Raw genomic sequence first — 15,632 nt, 5'->3', positions numbered from 1 at the left:
CTTGAGCCACATCGCACCGCAACAATGCGAGGAACCGGGTGATCTGGACCACGTTGCGTTGACCGGGAGGACCCCCGGTGTCTAATCGCGGCGTTCACGACCAAAAAGGTCGGTTCAGGTTAAGACGTCTTCAATCGAAGGCGTCTAAAGGGTGCAGGATGCGTCTCGGCGATTTTTCCGTGGTGGTGGTTGCAGCGATGGCGTTCGCCGTCGGCGCCCCCGCGCTTGCCCAGACCGCGCCTTCGCGCGCGCCCACCGTTTCTCTGGCAGAGGCTCAGGCTGCACAGCGCAACGCCCCGGCTCAACAACGCCGGGGCCTGCGCCTCAATGACAACGGCCGCTGGGGCCTCGACTTCAATCTGAACCAGCCGGTGGGCCGTGAAACCGACTGGGGCGACGTCGAGGCGGGCGCCTACTACCGCCTGAACGACCGTCTGCGTGTCGGCGCTGCGGCGGCGGTGGCCTCGCCCGAGGCTGACCCGGCTCGCGCGCCCGAAACGAACGGCCGCGCCCAGCCCCGCGTCCGGCTCGAAACCATCTTCAAGTTCTGACCTTCGCCGTTCGGATCAAATCCGAGCGCGACGGGCGTCATCAAAACGCGGACTGGATCGCGGCGACGCCCGCCAGGCCGCACGCGCCTGAGCCGATCAGATCTGGACCCGTCTGCGCATCCACGCCGCCGAGCGCATAGACGGGCAGGTCCGCCGCGTCCGCGCATCGGCGCAAGGCCTCGACGCCCATAGGCGGCTTGACCACTGACGCCCCGCCTGCCGGAAAAATCGGCGACAGCACCAGGGCGTTCAGATCCTGGGTCTGATGGCCTCCGCCATGCCAGGCCGCCGTCAGCAGCCAACCGGGATGGGCCCGGCGGACCGAGGCCGCCCGCGCCGCCTCGCGCTCGGGCAGGTGCAGGCCGTCCGCCTCGACGGCCTCGGCCAGGACCTGGTCCCGCCCGACCAGCAGTTTCACGCCCGCATCACGGGTGGCGCGCCGCAGCTTCGCCCCCGTCTCGGCCGCATCTTCGACGCCGAAGGCGCGATAGACGACCGCCGATCCGGCCGGCAAGCGCGCCGCGGTCTCCCAAGGCCGGGGCGTGCGATCCGGGTCGGTAAAGAACAACAGCGGCGGCAAACCGGCGGCGCGCGGGCTGACAGCGGCGGCGGCGCGGTTTAGAGCGGTCGCCGCATCCCAGAGCGCGCGCGCATCATCGCTGTAATCGGCCGACAGGATCATGACCCCTACTTCCCCCGCTTCCTCGTCCGCGTCCATCGCCGAAAACCTGGCCGAGGTTCGCGCGCGAATCGACGCGGCCTGCCGCGCGGCCGGACGGGATCCCCCCGCCGTAACCCTGACCGCCGTGTCCAAGACCCAGCCGCCCGAGTCCATCGACGCCATACTGGCGGCCGGCCAGCGGGTGTTCGGTGAAAACCGGGTGCAGGAGGCGCAAGGGCGCTGGACCGCGCGTCTCCCCGATCTGAACGACCTGGAACTGCGTCTGATCGGCCCCTTGCAGACCAACAAGGCCGAGGACGCCGTGGCCCTGTTCGACGTAATCGAGACCCTTGACCGCGAAAAACTGGCGTGCGCCCTGGCCGAGGCGGCGAAAAAGCTCAACCGCGCGCCGCGGCTCCTGATCCAGGTCAACACCGGCGCAGAGCCCCAGAAGGCGGGGGTTCTGCCAACCGACGCCGATGCCCTGATCCAGGCCGCACGCGAAACCTACGGCCTGAAGGTCGACGGCCTGATGTGCATTCCGCCGGCGGATGAAGACCCGACGCCCCATTTCGTCCTGCTGAAGCAGATCGCTGACAGAAACCAACTTTCAGTCCTGTCGATGGGGATGAGCGGCGACTACGAGTCCGCCATTCGCTGCGGCGCCACCCATGTTCGGGTGGGAACGGCGTTGTTCGGGGAACGAAATCGTCCTTAAACACCCTCTAGGCCGTAACCCGACGTGAATTCGCACCCCCAAGCCTTGGCGCGGGGGCCAAGCCTCGCCATTGTCTGTCCATGCCCACGCCCAAGACCATTCTGATCATCGACGACGACGACGACCTGCGCGAGGCCCTGGCCGAGCAGTTGAATCTCCACGAGGAGTTCAAGACTCAGCAGGCCGCAACCGCAGCGGAGGGCGTCCGCATGGGGCGCGAAATCCGCGCCGACCTGATTCTGCTGGACGTCGATCTGCCGGACATGGACGGCCGCGAGGCCTGCCGCCTGCTGCGCAAGGACGGGGTCTCGACCCCGGTCATTATGCTGACGGCCCAATCCGCCGACGCCGACGCCATCCTGGGCCTGGACGCCGGCGCCAACGACTATGTCACTAAGCCCTTCCGGTTCGCCGTCCTGCTGGCCCGCATCCGCGCCCATCTGCGCAGCCACGAACAGTCGGAAGACGCCGTCTTCTCCATCGGTCCCTATGAGTTCCGTCCTGCCGCCAAGGTCCTGATGGACTCCAAGGGCAAGAAGGTGCGGTTGACCGAAAAGGAAACCAACATCCTGAAATACCTCTACCGCGCCGGCGCCAAGCCCGTGTCGCGCGAGGAGCTGCTGACCGAGGTCTGGGGCTATAACGCCGGCGTCACCACCCACACGCTGGAAACCCACATCTATCGCCTGCGCCAGAAGATCGAACCCGAGCCCGGCCAGGCCCGCCTGCTGCTGACCGACGCGGGCGGGTATCGACTGCAGCCCTAGACGTCAGCGCTTCGTCGCAGGGATCGTGAGCATCGGCAGGAACAGGTGGACCAGCGGGCCGATGGTCAAAGCGTAAAGCACCGTGCCCACGCCGACCGAGCCGCCCAGCAGCCAGCCCAAGGCGATGACGCTCAGCTCGATCGCCGTTCGGACCCATTTCACCGGCCAACCGGTGCGCGCGACGATGCCCGTCATCAGGCCGTCGCGCGGACCCGGACCCAGGCCCGCGCCGATATAGGCCCCGCTGGCGACGCCGTTCAGCACGATGCCCGCGCCCAACAGGCCCGCCCGGACCGGTAGGCCCAGGTCAGACGGGATCCAGTCCAGACCGAAGTTCGCCACTGTGCCGATCACCAGAACATTGGCCACAGTCCCTATTCCAGGCCGCTGGCGCAGGGGAATCCATAGCAGCAGCACGGCCATACCGATCAGATTGACCACCAGGCCGAAGCTGATTCCGGCCTGGCCGGCGAACCGCTCGAACACGCCCTGGTTCAGCACATCCCAGGGATCCAGCCCCAGATCGGCGCGAACGATCAGGGCGATGGACAGGCCGTAGAGGACGAGGCCGGCGAAGAGTTGGAGAAGGCGGCGGATCATTTCGACGGTTTGCGCATAACTGGACGCGCAAAAAAGGGCCAGTTATGGCATTCTGGCCTCATGTCCCCTCGCTCCATTGGCCTAGGCCCCCTTGTCCGCCATCTCGGCGTCTGGCGTTCGTCGGGGGCGGGCGCAGCCTACCGGCAGCTCGCCGCAGCGGTACGACTTCTGATCCTCGACGGGCGTCTGCCGCTCGCCGCCCGCCTGCCGGGCGAGCGCGAAGTGGCTCAGGCCCTGGGTTTGAGCCGTACGACCGTATCGGCCGCCTATGGACGACTCCGGGATGACGGGTTCTTGGTCGGCGGACAGGGGGAGGCGGCGCGCACTAGTCTCCCGGCCGGGCCCGCCCCTCGCCAGCCGCAGCCAGACGGGTCGCCAAAGCCGGGGATGATCGATCTGACGGCGGCCGTCCTTCCCGCCGACCCCAATGTCCACGCCGCCTATGTGCGGGCGCTGGAGCGACTTCCCGCCAACCTGCCCGGCCATGGCTATGAGCCGGAGGGCCTCGAGGAACTCCGCGAGGCCGTGGCCCAGGGCTATCGACGACGGGGCCTGGCGACGTCGCCGGGTCAGATCCTGATCACCCACGGCGCCCACAACGGGCTGGTTCATCTGTTGCGCCTGACCGTTCGGCCCGGCGCCCCGGTGGTGTTTGATCACCCCACCTATCCTCAAGCGATCGACGCCATCCTGGCCGCTGGGGGGCGGCCGACGCCGGTCGCCTTGCCCGACGACGGCGACAGCTGGGACGTGGACAGTCTGGTCTCGGCCTGCCGCAGCAGCAGCGCGCCGATGGCCTATCTGGTGCTGGACCATAACAATCCGACCGGCCGGATGATGCGCGCCCCGGACCGCGCCCGACTTCTGGCCGGGTTGAAGGGCTCGGAGACTCTGCTGGTGCTGGACGAGACCCTGGTCGAGCTGACGCTCAGCGGCCCGCCGGCGCTCACCGCCTCGGCGGTGGACGCCCCACGCGTCGTGCGGCTGGGCTCCATGTCCAAGAGCGTCTGGGGCGGTCTTCGCATCGGCTGGATTCGCGCCGACCGGGCCGTGATCCAGCGCCTGGCCCAAAGCCGCGCCAGCTTCGATCTGGGAGTCCCGATCCTCGAGCAACTCGCCGCCGTGGAACTGTTGAACGACGGCGGCGCGGCGCTGGCGGCGCGCCGCCCCCTGTTGCGGGCGCGACGGGATCATCTCCGGGCGCAACTGGCGCAGCGCCTGCCCGACTGGTCCTGTCCCCGACCGGCCGGCGGCCTGTCACTCTGGGTGAAGCTGCCGGGACCGATCAGTTCGAGCCTGACCGCCCAGGCGGCGCAAGGCCTGATCCTGGCCGCCGGCCCGCGTTTCGGCGTGGACGGCGCCTTCGAACGCCGCCTCCGCCTGCCCTACACCCTGCCGGAGAGTGAACTAGATGCGGCTGTAGACCGACTCGCGAAGGCGGCGAAGGCGCTGGGCCGGCGCAAATCAACAGCGCCGGTCGCGAGCAAGCCCGTCGCCGTCTATTAACTCAGACGTCCAGATCGACCGTCACGGGCGCATGGTCCGACGGGCGGTCCCATTCGCGGACGTCGTCGTGAATCCGGGCGGTGTCCTTGACCACGGCGGGGGTCAGGCCGGGCGATGTCCAGATGTGGTCCAGGCGCAGGCCGCGGTTGGACTTGCGGAAGTCCGCCGCGCGATAGCTCCACCAGCTGGCCAGCTTCTGCGGCTCGGGGAAGCGGTCCCGCAGCACGTCGGCGAAGCCGCCGACGGCCTGGAGCCGGTTCAGGGTCTCCACCTCGATCGGCGTGTGGCTGACGATCTTGGACATGTAGCGATGGTTGAAGACGTCGCCCTCGCCCGGGGCGATGTTGAAGTCGCCGGCCATGACCAGGGGGCGCGCCTTGTCCTGCTTGGCCACGATGGCGGTCAGCTGCTCGTAGAAGTCCATCTTGTGATCGAACTTCGGGTTCAGCGCGCGATCCGGCACGTCGCCGCCGGCGGGGATGTAGAAGTTCTGCACGTCGATCCCGGCGACCCGCGCCGAGACGCACCGGGCGTGGCCCAGCTTGCAGACCTGGAAGGTGTCGCTGTCCTCCAACGGCAGGCGCGAGGCGATGGCCACGCCGTGCCACCCCTTTTGACCCGCCACCCGCAGGTGCGGCAGGCCCATGGCTTCGAAATCAGCGCGCGGAAACTGGTCCGTCGTGCATTTGATCTCCTGCAACATCAGGACGTCGGGCGCGCGTTCGGCGACGAACCGGGCGACCTGATCGATGCGCAGGCGGACGGAGTTGATGTTCCAGGTGGCGAGGCGAAGAGTCATGCCCCGCTGTAGCAGGCCTTGGCGCATAAAAAAGGCCCGGCCGCTACGGGCCGGGCTTATGAAGGTGATCGTCTCTCTCGCCGCCGGGAGGGGGATGCATCCGAGGCGGTAGAACGGCCGCCGCCGTCCTGTGCTCTTGATGTCACGCCCGACAGAAAAGGTCAAATTGTCATATTTGACGTTTGGCCGTGATCATCCGGCAACGGATAGATACCCGTGATCGGCGAAAAACGCGTCAGTTGCGACCCGGACGACGCGTCGGATCGCGCAGCTGGAACAGGCTGGCCGACAGGCCGGACGCCGGCCTCAAGTTGTTAAGCTGCGTCCGGGTGCGGGCCCCTTGGGCGTCGGTGATGGTCCACTCGCTCAGGCGGATCGGACTGCCGGCGAAGGCCAAGACCACAGACCCGTCAGTGGGCCGTCCCGAATCCCGCGCCGTGATCGTAAATGCCCCCGCATTCATGCGGGTGACGCGATCGATCCGCACGCCCTGATCCAGACGGACATTGCGCGCCAGGAAGGTCGACAGCGGCGTCCGACCCAGCGGGACCTGCTGGAAATTGTTCAGACGCGGATCATAACGTTTGACGTTATAGCCGTCCGACACGACCAGCAGCCCGGCCGGATTGGTGTATTCGAACCGCATCTTGCCGGGGCGCTGCAGATAGAAGCGGCCTTCGCGACGCTGGCCGCCTGGTCCCGTCTCCACGAAGCCGCCCTGGGCCGACGTCAGGGCCTGCAGATAGGCCTGGGCCTGCTGCACCACGGCGCGATCTTCGGCCGAAAGGCTGGATTGCGCCTCAGCCGCGTCAAACAGGCCGAGGGCCGCAACCCCGGTCAAGAGGCCCGCGCCAAGCAGCAGCCGGCGCCGGTCAAGGTCCGCAGCGTCGGCGACGGCGGCTTGGGTCGTGGAGTGGGTGCGTTCGGTCATCAAGTCAGTCTCCCAGTCGGGAATGGTCAGCGGTCCTGCTGTCTTGCCCGGCCGGCTTGGCGTCGGAATGACGCGAGCCTGACCATATTCCGGCGCTCCGATGAAGCCCTGTTCATCGCAATACTGAAGCTTAGGAAGACAGAGGCGGGATAAACGGGCTCGCCCGCCAGCCGTTCCCGACCGACTGATCGGCAATGTCCGACGATCTAGCAGACCTGCCCGGCGGCCCAGCCGGACGACCAGGCCCACTGGAAATTATAGCCGCCCAGCCAGCCGGTGACATCGACCGCCTCGCCGATGAAATACAGGCCGGGAACCGCCTTGGCGGCCAGGGTCTGCTGGTCCAGGGCGGCGGTGTCGATCCCGCCCAGGGTCACCTCGGCGGTGCGATAGCCTTCGGACCCGACCGGCTTGACGCTCCAGGCGTTGACCGCCTGATCCAGCCGCCGCAGCGTCGCGTCGGACAGATCGGCCAGATTGCCCGCCGCGCCCTCGCGCGCGCACAGGCTTTCCGCCAGCCGTCGCGGCACCACATGGCCCAGGGCCGTATGCACGGCTTGACGCCCGTTTGCGGTCTTGGCCGCTTTCAGTTCGTTGAAGACGTCGCGGCCGGGCGCCATGGACGCGACGATGGCCTCGCCTTCGCGCCAGTAGGAGCTGATCTGCAATATGGCCGGGCCGCTGAGGCCGCGATGGGTGAACAGCATGGCCTCGTTAAAGGCCGCCTTGCGCGCTTTCGCGTCGGGCCCCGAGGCGACCCGTGCGTCTACAGCCACGCCGGCCAGCGGCGTCAAGGTCTCCAACAGGCCCGCCTCGAAGGTCAGGGGGACCAGGGCCGGACGGATGTCGGTGAGGCGGATATCGAACTGGCGCGCGACCTCATAGGCCCAGCCGGTCGCGCCCATCTTGGGGATCGACTTGCCGCCGGTCGCCACGACCAGGGCCGCCGCCGTGACCTGGGTTCCGTCCGACAGGTCGATGGTCCAGCCCTCGCCGGACCTGGCCAGGCGCTCGACGCCGGTCTTCATCTTCAGGGTCACGCCCGCCGCCGCCATGTCGTCGGTCAGCATGCGGACGATCTGTTTGGCGCTGTCGTCGCAGAACAGCTGGCCCAGGGTCTTCTCGTGCCAGGCGATACCGGCCCGGTCCACGCGCTTGATGAAGTCGTGCTGGGTGAAGCGGCGCAGGGCCGAGGTGGCGAACCTGGGGTTCTCACCCAGGAAGTTCGCCGGCCCGCAGCCCAGATTGGTGAAATTGCACCGTCCGCCGCCGGAGATGCGGATCTTCTCGCCGGGGTTGGCTGCGTGATCGACGCCCAGGACCCGACGGCCGCGCCGCCCGGCCTCGGCGGCGCACATCATGCCCGCAGCGCCGGCCCCGACCACCAGGACGTCGAAAGACGCCCGGCTCACGAGACCGGCTCCGGGATATGGGCCTTAGTAGCGATAGTGCTCGGGCTTGAACGGGCCTTCCTGCGGCACGGAGATGTAATCGGCCTGTTCCTTGTTCAGCACGGTCAGCTTGGCGCCCAGCTTGCCGAGGTGCAGCGCGGCGACCTTCTCGTCCAGATGCTTGGGCAGGGTGTAGACCTTGGTCTCATAGGCCGACTTGTTGGTCCAGAGCTCCAGCTGCGCCAGGGTCTGGTTGGTGAAGGAGGCGGACATGACGAAGGACGGGTGGCCCGTGGCGTTGCCCAGGTTCACCAGACGGCCTTCCGACAGCAGGATGATCTTGTTGCCGCCGGGGAATTCGATGTGGTGGACCTGAGGCTTGATCTCGTCCCACTTGAAGTTCTTCAGGCCGGCCACCTGAATCTCGGAGTCGAAGTGGCCGATGTTGCAGACGATGGCGTTGTGACGCATCCGGCGCATGTGATCGACGGTGATCACATCCTTGTTGCCGGTGGCGGTGACGAAGATGTCGGCCTTGTCGGCGACGTCGTCCAGGGTCTGGACGTCATAGCCTTCCATGGCGGCCTGCAGGGCGCAGATCGGGTCGATCTCGGTCACGATCACGCGGGCGCCGCCCTGGCGCAGCGAGGCGGCCGAGCCCTTGCCCACGTCGCCGTAGCCGCAGACCACGGCGACCTTGCCCGACAGCATGACGTCGGTGCCGCGACGGATGGCGTCGACCAGGGATTCACGGCAGCCGTACAGATTGTCGAACTTCGACTTGGTGACGCTGTCGTTGACGTTGATGGCGGGGAAGGGCAGCTCGCCGCGTTCCGACATCTGGTACAGGCGGTGGACGCCGGTGGTCGTTTCTTCCGACACGCCGCCGATGGCGTCGCGAATGGCCGAATAGAAGCCGGGCTTCTCGGCGATGTAGCGCTTCATCACCTTGAACAGGGCTTCTTCTTCCTCGTTCTGGGGATTGGCCAGAACCGAGATGTCCTTCTCGGCCTTCGGGCCGAGCACGCACAGCAGGGTGGCGTCGCCGCCGTCGTCCAGGATCAGGTTCGGATAGCCGCCGTCGGCCCATTCGAAGATCTTGTGCGCATAGTCCCAGTATTCCTCCAGCGTCTCGCCCTTGACGGCGAAGACCGGGGTGCCCGAGGCGGCGATGGCGGCCGCGGCGTGATCCTGGGTCGAGAAGATGTTGCACGAGGCCCAGCGCACTTCGGCGCCCAGGGCTTCCAGCGTCTGGATCAGAACCGCCGTCTGGATGGTCATGTGCAGGCTGCCGGCGATCCGGGCGCCCTTCAGCGGCTGGTCGGCGCCGAACTCGGCGCGCAGAGCCATCAGGCCCGGCATTTCCGTTTCGGCGATGTCGATTTCCTTCTTGCCCCAGTCGGCCAGAGAAATGTCGCGGATGATGTAGTCGGTCATGGGAGGGCTCCTGGCCGCAGGGGATTTTCAGCCCTTCTAGCCCGCAGACGATGAAGGAGCAATAAACACATAAGGATATCCTTATATGCGCTATGCCTGATGGCGGGCTCAGCAGTTTCTTAAGCCCGATCGGTTAGGCTAGAGGGATGGAACGCCGCGCCCTTCTCGGTCTCGCCCTCGTCGCGACGGCCGCCGCCTCGACCCCCGCCCGCGCCTCTTCGGGCGGAGCCGCCGCCCCGTCGGCGGACACCTATTTCCGACTGCCGATCGTCACGGCCTCGATCCTGCGCGCCAATGGCGGGCGTGGCGTGTTTTCGGTCGAGACCGGCGTGGATGTGCCGGACGCGACGCTTCGAACCCGTGCGCAGCAGTCGGCGCCGCGGCTTCGCGCCGCATATGCCATCGCCGCCCAGAGGTTCGCCAATGGACTTCGCCCCGGCGCGGTCCCCGATCTGGATCGACTGACGGCCGAGCTTCAGGCGGCCACCAACGCCACCTTGGGCCGCGCGGGCGCCCGCGTGCTGCTAGGGACGGTGCTGGCCCTCTGATCGCCAGCGGACGCGCCGCTTTTTGCGGCAGAGGAATGAAAAAGGCCCCGCCGTTGCCGGCGGGGCCTTTCTCTTTTCGGACGAGCCTTAAGGCTTAGTCGCGACGACGACGACCGCGATCTCCACCGCGATCACCGCCGCCTTCGCGCTTCGGACGGCCGCCGGTGTCGTCCGACAGGGGCTCTTCGCCCCGCTCGGCGCGTTCGGCGTTGATCTTGTCGGTCAGGTCTTCACCCGTGGTCTGATCGACGACCTTCATCGACAGCTTGGTCTTGCCGCGATCGTCGAAGCCCAGGAACTTGACCTTGACCTCTTGGCCTTCCGACAGGACGTCGGCCGGGTTGGCGACGCGTTCCAGGGCGATCTGGGACACGTGGACCAGACCGTCCTTGGCGCCGAAGAAGTTCACGAAGGCGCCGAAATCGACGACCTTGACGACCTTGCCGGAGTAGATGGTTCCGACTTCCGGTTCCGAGGCGATGGACTGGATCCAGGCCTTGGCGGCGTCGATCTTCTCCTGGTCGTTGGCGGCGACCTTGATGGTGCCGTCATCGCCGATGTCGATCTTGGCGCCGGTCTTCTCGACGATCTCGCGGATCACCTTGCCGCCCGAACCGATCACTTCACGGATCTTGTCGACCGCGATCTTGATGGTTTCGATCTTCGGCGCATGCTCGCCCAGTTCGGCGCGCGGCGCATCCATGGCCTTGGACATCTCGTCCAGGATGTGGAGGCGACCGGCCGAGGCCTGGGTCAGGGCCTGCTTCATGATCTCCTTGGTGATGCCGGCGACCTTGATGTCCATCTGAAGGCTGGTGATGCCTTCCGAAGTGCCGGCGACCTTGAAGTCCATGTCGCCCAGGTGATCTTCGTCACCCAGGATGTCCGACAGGATGGCGAACTCGCCCGACGGCTCCAGGATCAGGCCCATGGCGATGCCCGAGACCGGACGGATCAGCGGCACGCCGGCGTCCATCAGGGCCAGCGACGAACCGCAGACCGTGGCCATCGAGGACGAGCCGTTCGACTCGGTGATCTCGGAGACCAGGCGGATGGTGTAGGGGAAGTCTTCCTTCGACGGCAGCATCGGACGGATCGCGCGCCAGGCCAGCTTGCCGTGACCGATTTCGCGACGGCCGGGCGAACCCATGCGGCCCGCTTCACCCACCGAATAGGGGGGGAAGTTGTAGTGCAGCAGGAAGGACTCTTTGTAGGTGCCTTGCAGGCTGTCGATGTACTGCTCGTCCTCGCCGGTGCCCAGGGTGGCGACGACCAGGGCCTGGGTTTCCCCACGCGTGAACAGGGCCGAACCGTGGGTGCGCGGTAGGACGCCGACTTCCGACACGATGGCGCGGACCTTGTCGAGAGCGCGGCCGTCGACGCGGTGGGCGTTCTCGATGATGTCGCGACGCAGGACGTCGGCTTCGCATTCCTTGAAGGCGGCCGCGAACTTGGAGCTGTCGACGCCCTCGGGGTTTTCGTCGGTCTTCACCAGGGCGGCGGCGGCGGTCTTCTTGGCCGCATCGACGCCCGAGCGACGGTCATACTTGCCGGGGTGGGTGTAGGCGGACTTGATGTCCTCGCCGACCAGCTTCTTGATCGAGGCGACGACGTCGGAGTGGTCTTCGGCCTGGAAGTCGAAGGGCTCCTTGGCGGCGTGTTCGGCCAGATCGATGATGGCGTCGATCACCGGCTGCATGCCGGCGTGCGCGAACATCAGCGCCTCGAGCATCTTCTCTTCCGACAGCTCCTTGGCTTCGGATTCGACCATCATCAGGGCGTCTTGCGTACCGGCGACCACCAGGTCCAGGTCAGAGCCCGGGATCTGGTCGACGGTCGGGTTCAGAACCAGCTCGCCGTCGATCAGGCCGACGCGCGCGGCGCCGATGGGGCCCATGAAGGGCACGCCCGAGATGGTCAGGGCGGCCGAGGCGGCGACCATGCCCAGGACGTCCGGATCGTTTTCCATGTCGTGCTGCAGCACGGTGATGACGACCTGGGTCTCGTTCTTGAAGCCCTTGACGAACAGGGGGCGGATCGGACGGTCGATCAGGCGGGAAACCAGGGTTTCCTTCTCGCTGGGACGGCCTTCACGCTTGAAGTAGCCGCCCGGGATCTTGCCGGCGGCGAAGGTCTTTTCCTGGTAGTTGACGGTCAGGGGGAAGAAATCCAGACCCGGCTTGGGCGAGCGGCCATAGACGACGGTGGCCAGAACCACGGTCTCGCCGTAGGTCGCCAGCACGGCGCCGTCGGCCTGGCGGGCGATGCGGCCCGTTTCCAGGGTCAGCGGGCGTCCGGCCCACTCGATCGTCTTGCGTTTGATATCGAACATATTTCGTCTTTCGTATCCCGGACGGCGTATTCCGTGCGGGGTCCCATCATTGGGGGCGGATGCGTCGGGCGTTCAGTCCTTCGATCCAGGGGTCGCCGCGCCATCGCGAAAGACCCGGTTGAGGACCGGCATGGCCCTCGCGTCTGCGCCGTCAATTCCTGCGGCGCGCAGGTCGGTTCTAATCGCACAACGAGGCGCGGACGTGACCGCCCGCGCCTCGAAATACAGTCTTACACTGATCCGACGCCTTAGCGGCGCAGGCCCAGCTTGGAGATGAGCGCCTGGTAGCGACCGGCGTCGACCTTGTTCAGGTGGTCGAGCAGGCGGCGACGTTGCGACACCATCTTCAGAAGGCCACGACGCGAGTGGTTGTCCTTCTTGTGGGTCTTGAAGTGTTCGGTCAGGTTGGAGATGCGTTCCGACAGGATCGCGACCTGAACCTCGGCCGAGCCGGTGTCGCCAGCGGTGCGGGCGTTATCGGCGATGATCTCGTGCTTGCGTTCAGCAGTAACCGACATCGTAAGTCTCCCTTGGTGGCCTACCGCGCTTTCGCGCGACTTGAGGCCGGGTTGGAGTCCCCTGATCAGGCGATCAGGAAAGATTGAAAACGCGGTCGGGTTCTAACCGGCCGGCCCGCAACTGACAGAGGGCGACGAGGGTCTGGCCCTGAAAGGCTGAAACCGTTCGCGAACCGCCGGAAAGGCGATCCTTGAGGGTTTCCACCTGACGGGGGAGCAGAACGATCGGGCGTCCCTGCCGAAGCGAGAAGGCGTCCTGATCCGTCACGGCCAGCTCCGGGATGTCGTCCAGGGCGGTCGCAACGGGAAGCAAGCCTTCCGAGGCGGCGCCCCTATGCACCAAATCCTCGAGAAAATCCAGCGTCACGGCGTTTTCGGTATGAAACGGTCCCACCCGCTCGCGCCGCAGGGCCGAAACATGCCCCTCGGCGCCCAGGACGGCCGCCAGATCGCGCGCCAGCGACCGGACATAGACGCCCTTGCCGGTGCGGATGGTCAGTTCGACGTGATCGGCGTCCGGCGCGTCGGTGACTTCTGCCGAATAGATGGTGACGCGGCGCGCCTGAAGCTCGAACTCGACGCCGTCGCGGGCCAGGTCATAGGCGCGGGCGCCGTCCACCTTGATGGCCGAGAAGCGGGGCGGGGTCTGGTCGATCTCGCCGACGAAGGCGGGCAGGGCGGCCTTCACCGCCTCGACCGAGGGACGAACGTCCGAGCGGCCGATGATCTCGCCCTCGCGGTCCACGCTGTCGGTCGAGACGCCCCAGTTGATGGTGAAGCGATAGACCTTCTGCGCCTCCATCATCATCGGCACCGTCTTGGTCGCTTCGCCCAGGGCGATGGGCAGGATGCCGCTGGCCAGCGGGTCCAGGGTTCCGGCGTGACCGGCCTTCTGGGCGTTGAACAGGCGGCGGATGCGGCTGACCGCCTCGGTCGAGCCCATCTCGAACGGCTTGTCCAGGCAGACCCAGCCGTCGACCACGTCGCCCTTCTTCTTGCGGGCCATTATGCCGGACCTATCGCGCTTCGCGCTGCTTGAGGCCGGGTCATTAGGCGTCGCCCTCGCTCTCGTCGTCGCGGCGTTCGAGGTCGGCGCGGACGCGGGGGTCTTCGAACAGGCGGTCGATATGGCTGGCGGCGTCGAAGCTTTCGTCGTGGCGGAAGCGCAGGTCGGGGGTGAATTTCATGTCCAGCCGGCGGCCCAACTGGCCGCGAAGAAATTTGGCGTGGACGTTCAGCGCCTTGATGATCTCGCTCTCATGGCCCGTGGTCGCGGCGGCCTCGACGCCGGCGCCCAGGGGTTCGACGAAACAGGTGGCGTGTTTCAGGTCCGGCGACAGGCGCACCTCGGTCACGGTGATGGAGACGCCGGCCAGCGCCTCGTCGTGGATGTCCTCCTCGCGCAGGATGTCGACCAGAGCGTGACGGATCAGTTCGCCGGCGCGCAGCTGGCGTTGGCTGGGGCCGGCCGGGCCGGAGGAATTGCGGGTATGCTGTTTGTGGGCCATCGGCCGCTCCTTCTTGTTCGCCCGCCGGGGCTCGGACCCGGCCGGATAAGCGAAAGTCGGGCGGTCTAGGCGCGTGGAGCCGCCCTGTCCAGTTCCGCCGCTCTGACAGACCGCATCACTTCGGCTGAGAAGACTGACCGGGCGGGACGGATCGTCACCCCGCCCGCGTTCAGCACCCCGGCTGTCCAGTGGTTGCAAAGGTGCAGGATCGAGAAGGTTTCTCGGCCGGCGAAGAAACGGGCGTCGTCGCCGGGACGGGCGACCGCGAGGCGTGGGTCGCCCCCCGACAGATCCAGCGAGGCCTCGATCCGCCCCGCCATCCGGTCGAAGGCGACGGGCGACAGTCGCAGGGCGGCGCGGCGATCTGCGGCGTAGCGGTCGCGCGGATCGTGGCGCTCCGGGTCCAGCATCAGGACGGACGGATTGCCGGGCCTGAAGAAGGCGCGCGCGCCGTCGGGCAGCCGGTCCGAGATCGGGCTTTGATCGACGTAGAAGGTCGCGTCGCCCCAGCCGATCAGGATCCAGTCGCCCGGCGCCAGGGTCGCTACGGCCTGTCCCAACGGCCCGCCGCGTCGTTCTAGCGCGGCGCGAGGCACAGCCAGATCTGTGTGGAAGCCGTTATCCAGCAGATAGACGGCGACCGGTGTGTTGGCGTCCGGCGGGATAGGCCCGCCCGGCCGGGTCCAGGTCAGCAGGGCGGCGATTACGCCGATCAGAACCGCCAGGGGCAGGGCCCAACGCATCGCCGTCTCTCCCAGCGCCTCTTCAGCCGCGAGGATAAACGATCAAGCGTGACAGGCGCTAGGAGGCGGTATCGTCGAACGGCGACGCCGGCGCGGTCTGCCATTCGCCGCGCCATTCGTAGCTCAGGGTCACGCAGTGGCGATAGGCACCGTCGCTCCAGCGACCCACGGCCTGCATGGTCAGGGGCCTGGGCGCGCGGATGCGGCTCATCACCAGCCAGACCTCGTCCGCGCCGGGGCAGAGGGCGCGGGCCAGGCCGCGTCCGTCGCCGGTCTGTTCAATGGCGTAGAGGTCGGTCTCGTTGGCGCCCTCGGGCAGGACCCGCCGCGCGGCGTCCGGGCCGCCGCGCGTGAAATCGGCCGAGCCGCGCGCAGTGGTCGAGAACAGCCGCTCGACGTTGACCGCCCCGAACAGGCCGCGTCGGACCTGAAGCGTGATCCCCTTGGTCAGGGCCTGGGTGATCCGGTCCGTCGCGTTATACGAGAAATAGCGAGTGTCGGCGTGCGCGGGCGCGGCCGCCGACACGGTCAGCAGGGCGACGAGGCCAGAGACGACGAGAAGCGGGGCGAGGGGCGAGCGCATGTCTCTTCCTTTCCCAACCATTGCGGCGACTTTAGGCCT

Annotated in this window: 17 protein-coding genes; 5 read left to right on the top strand and 12 right to left on the bottom strand. The window is 67.2% G+C overall.

Annotation, left to right across the window (positions count from 1 at the left end; genetic code table 11):
- Nucleotides 1–158 precede the first annotated feature (158 nt).
- Entirely contained in the window at nt 159–551 is a 393-nt protein-coding gene (locus ACW170_RS04040) for an NtrZ family periplasmic regulatory protein (RefSeq protein WP_492088404.1), read from the top strand.
- A 40-nt stretch (nt 552–591) separates the two neighbouring features.
- Here the strand turns inward: ACW170_RS04040 and ACW170_RS04035 are convergent, their stop codons facing one another.
- On the bottom strand, nt 592–1,233 hold the full coding sequence (locus ACW170_RS04035; protein ID WP_492088403.1) for a thiamine phosphate synthase: 642 nt from the start codon (nt 1,231–1,233) through the stop codon (nt 592–594).
- On the opposite strand from ACW170_RS04035, the gene ACW170_RS04030 reads away from it, so the two are divergent.
- The gene (locus tag ACW170_RS04030) at nt 1,232–1,930 is read left to right on the top strand and encodes a YggS family pyridoxal phosphate-dependent enzyme (RefSeq protein WP_492088402.1); all 699 of its coding nucleotides are present in this window, start codon (nt 1,232–1,234) and stop codon (nt 1,928–1,930) included. The two genes, ACW170_RS04035 and ACW170_RS04030, sit on opposite strands and share 2 nt — an antisense overlap.
- A gap of 80 nt (nt 1,931–2,010) precedes the next feature.
- The gene (locus tag ACW170_RS04025; protein WP_492088401.1) at nt 2,011–2,697 is read left to right on the top strand and encodes a response regulator transcription factor; all 687 of its coding nucleotides are present in this window, start codon (nt 2,011–2,013) and stop codon (nt 2,695–2,697) included.
- A 3-nt stretch (nt 2,698–2,700) separates the two neighbouring features.
- Here the strand turns inward: ACW170_RS04025 and yczE are convergent, their stop codons facing one another.
- Nucleotides 2,701–3,297, bottom strand: a complete 597-nt coding sequence (yczE, locus tag ACW170_RS04020) for a membrane protein YczE (protein ID WP_492088400.1) — start codon at nt 3,295–3,297, stop codon at nt 2,701–2,703.
- A gap of 60 nt (nt 3,298–3,357) precedes the next feature.
- Here yczE and yczR point away from each other — a divergent pair, with 60 nt between their 5' ends.
- Nucleotides 3,358–4,803 (top strand): MocR-like transcription factor YczR, encoded by a 1,446-nt coding sequence (gene yczR, locus ACW170_RS04015; RefSeq protein WP_492088399.1) that lies wholly within the window; start codon nt 3,358–3,360, stop codon nt 4,801–4,803.
- A 1-nt stretch (nt 4,804) separates the two neighbouring features.
- On the opposite strand, the gene ACW170_RS04010 is transcribed toward yczR, so the two are convergent.
- From ACW170_RS04010 to ahcY, 4 genes are all read right to left on the bottom strand, one after another.
- A complete protein-coding gene (locus tag ACW170_RS04010; RefSeq protein WP_492088398.1) occupies nt 4,805–5,602 on the bottom strand; it encodes an exodeoxyribonuclease III in 798 nt (265 codons plus the stop codon).
- A gap of 235 nt (nt 5,603–5,837) precedes the next feature.
- Nucleotides 5,838–6,533 carry a LolA family protein gene (locus tag ACW170_RS04005; protein WP_492088397.1) on the bottom strand — a complete coding sequence of 232 codons (696 nt, stop codon included), beginning with the start codon at nt 6,531–6,533 and terminating at the stop codon, nt 5,838–5,840.
- Between the two features lie 206 nt (nt 6,534–6,739).
- Complete coding sequence (locus ACW170_RS04000; protein ID WP_492089134.1) at nt 6,740–7,894, bottom strand: BaiN/RdsA family NAD(P)/FAD-dependent oxidoreductase; 1,155 nt, start codon at nt 7,892–7,894, stop codon at nt 6,740–6,742.
- A 75-nt stretch (nt 7,895–7,969) separates the two neighbouring features.
- Complete coding sequence (ahcY, locus tag ACW170_RS03995) at nt 7,970–9,361, bottom strand: adenosylhomocysteinase (RefSeq protein ID WP_492088396.1); 1,392 nt, start codon at nt 9,359–9,361, stop codon at nt 7,970–7,972.
- A 146-nt stretch (nt 9,362–9,507) separates the two neighbouring features.
- Here ahcY and ACW170_RS03990 point away from each other — a divergent pair, with 146 nt between their 5' ends.
- Nucleotides 9,508–9,909 (top strand): Tat pathway signal protein, encoded by a 402-nt coding sequence (locus tag ACW170_RS03990; RefSeq protein ID WP_492088395.1) that lies wholly within the window; start codon nt 9,508–9,510, stop codon nt 9,907–9,909.
- A gap of 94 nt (nt 9,910–10,003) precedes the next feature.
- Here the strand turns inward: ACW170_RS03990 and pnp are convergent, their stop codons facing one another.
- The 6 genes from pnp to ACW170_RS03960 form a co-directional block, all read right to left on the bottom strand.
- Nucleotides 10,004–12,241 carry a polyribonucleotide nucleotidyltransferase gene (pnp, locus tag ACW170_RS03985; protein ID WP_492088394.1) on the bottom strand — a complete coding sequence of 746 codons (2,238 nt, stop codon included), beginning with the start codon at nt 12,239–12,241 and terminating at the stop codon, nt 10,004–10,006.
- Between the two features lie 248 nt (nt 12,242–12,489).
- Nucleotides 12,490–12,759 (bottom strand): 30S ribosomal protein S15, encoded by a 270-nt coding sequence (gene rpsO, locus ACW170_RS03980; protein ID WP_492088393.1) that lies wholly within the window; start codon nt 12,757–12,759, stop codon nt 12,490–12,492.
- Between the two features lie 73 nt (nt 12,760–12,832).
- Nucleotides 12,833–13,765, bottom strand: coding sequence for a tRNA pseudouridine(55) synthase TruB (gene truB, locus ACW170_RS03975; RefSeq protein WP_492088392.1), 933 nt, complete (start codon nt 13,763–13,765; stop codon nt 12,833–12,835).
- Between the two features lie 43 nt (nt 13,766–13,808).
- Nucleotides 13,809–14,267, bottom strand: coding sequence for a 30S ribosome-binding factor RbfA (gene rbfA / locus ACW170_RS03970; RefSeq protein WP_492088391.1), 459 nt, complete (start codon nt 14,265–14,267; stop codon nt 13,809–13,811).
- Between the two features lie 65 nt (nt 14,268–14,332).
- Nucleotides 14,333–15,010 (bottom strand): DUF2459 domain-containing protein, encoded by a 678-nt coding sequence (locus tag ACW170_RS03965; RefSeq protein ID WP_492088390.1) that lies wholly within the window; start codon nt 15,008–15,010, stop codon nt 14,333–14,335.
- Between the two features lie 58 nt (nt 15,011–15,068).
- Complete coding sequence (locus ACW170_RS03960) at nt 15,069–15,593, bottom strand: hypothetical protein (protein ID WP_492088389.1); 525 nt, start codon at nt 15,591–15,593, stop codon at nt 15,069–15,071.
- Nucleotides 15,594–15,632 lie beyond the last annotated feature (39 nt).

This window comes from Brevundimonas sp. FV2ps16 (assembly GCF_058681075.1).
This window is presented reverse-complemented; position numbering and strand designations above follow the sequence as displayed.

Bases quoted from the DNA above. Each gene is read 5' to 3' on its own strand.
- ACW170_RS04000 (WP_492089134.1), bottom strand. From the start codon at position 7,894: ATGATGTGCGCCGCCGAGGCCGGGCGGCGCGGCCGTCGGGTCCTGGGC.
- ACW170_RS04030 (WP_492088402.1), top strand. From the start codon at position 1,232: ATGACCCCTACTTCCCCCGCTTCCTCGTCCGCGTCCATCGCCGAAAAC.
- yczE (WP_492088400.1), bottom strand. From the start codon at position 3,297: ATGATCCGCCGCCTTCTCCAACTCTTCGCCGGCCTCGTCCTCTACGGC.
- ahcY (WP_492088396.1), bottom strand. From the start codon at position 9,361: ATGACCGACTACATCATCCGCGACATTTCTCTGGCCGACTGGGGCAAG.
- ACW170_RS03960 (WP_492088389.1), bottom strand. From the start codon at position 15,593: ATGCGCTCGCCCCTCGCCCCGCTTCTCGTCGTCTCTGGCCTCGTCGCC.
- ACW170_RS04005 (WP_492088397.1), bottom strand. From the start codon at position 6,533: ATGACCGAACGCACCCACTCCACGACCCAAGCCGCCGTCGCCGACGCT.
- ACW170_RS04010 (WP_492088398.1), bottom strand. From the start codon at position 5,602: ATGACTCTTCGCCTCGCCACCTGGAACATCAACTCCGTCCGCCTGCGC.
- ACW170_RS04025 (WP_492088401.1), top strand. From the start codon at position 2,011: ATGCCCACGCCCAAGACCATTCTGATCATCGACGACGACGACGACCTG.
- pnp (WP_492088394.1), bottom strand. From the start codon at position 12,241: ATGTTCGATATCAAACGCAAGACGATCGAGTGGGCCGGACGCCCGCTG.
- rbfA (WP_492088391.1), bottom strand. From the start codon at position 14,267: ATGGCCCACAAACAGCATACCCGCAATTCCTCCGGCCCGGCCGGCCCC.
- ACW170_RS04040 (WP_492088404.1), top strand. From the start codon at position 159: ATGCGTCTCGGCGATTTTTCCGTGGTGGTGGTTGCAGCGATGGCGTTC.
- ACW170_RS03990 (WP_492088395.1), top strand. From the start codon at position 9,508: ATGGAACGCCGCGCCCTTCTCGGTCTCGCCCTCGTCGCGACGGCCGCC.
- ACW170_RS03965 (WP_492088390.1), bottom strand. From the start codon at position 15,010: ATGCGTTGGGCCCTGCCCCTGGCGGTTCTGATCGGCGTAATCGCCGCC.
- ACW170_RS04035 (WP_492088403.1), bottom strand. From the start codon at position 1,233: ATGATCCTGTCGGCCGATTACAGCGATGATGCGCGCGCGCTCTGGGAT.
- yczR (WP_492088399.1), top strand. From the start codon at position 3,358: ATGTCCCCTCGCTCCATTGGCCTAGGCCCCCTTGTCCGCCATCTCGGC.
- rpsO (WP_492088393.1), bottom strand. From the start codon at position 12,759: ATGTCGGTTACTGCTGAACGCAAGCACGAGATCATCGCCGATAACGCC.
- truB (WP_492088392.1), bottom strand. From the start codon at position 13,765: ATGGCCCGCAAGAAGAAGGGCGACGTGGTCGACGGCTGGGTCTGCCTG.